A 265-nucleotide genomic window follows, 5' to 3' on the forward strand; every position below is an offset into this window, starting at 1 on the left:
AAGCTGAAAAAGCGCAACCCAAAGGAAAAACGGGCAAAGCAAATTGGGCGTTGAATCATATTCAAAAACTGTATCGAGTTGAACAGAAAATCAAAGATAAAACAGCGCCTGAAAAACAAGTCATCCGGAAAAAAGAGTCAGAGCCATTACTTAACCAATATAAAGCTTGGTTGGAAAAATCTTTGCTTAATACCTTACCTAAATCCAAATTAGGGGAAGCGCTCAACTACAGCCTGAATCAATGGGATAAGTTGGTTCAATATGT

1 protein-coding gene is annotated in these 265 nt (G+C 37.7%); it reads left to right on the plus strand.

The window, feature by feature from the left end; all coding sequences use genetic code 11:
• Positions 1 to 265: IS66 family transposase (locus AAEY57_RS20175; RefSeq protein WP_350608683.1), on the plus strand; the 265-nt coding region annotated here is incomplete at both ends.

Source organism: Pseudoalteromonas sp. MER144-MNA-CIBAN-0113, from assembly GCF_040308965.1.
In the GTDB taxonomy this organism is placed as follows: domain Bacteria; phylum Pseudomonadota; class Gammaproteobacteria; order Enterobacterales; family Alteromonadaceae; genus Pseudoalteromonas; species Pseudoalteromonas tetraodonis.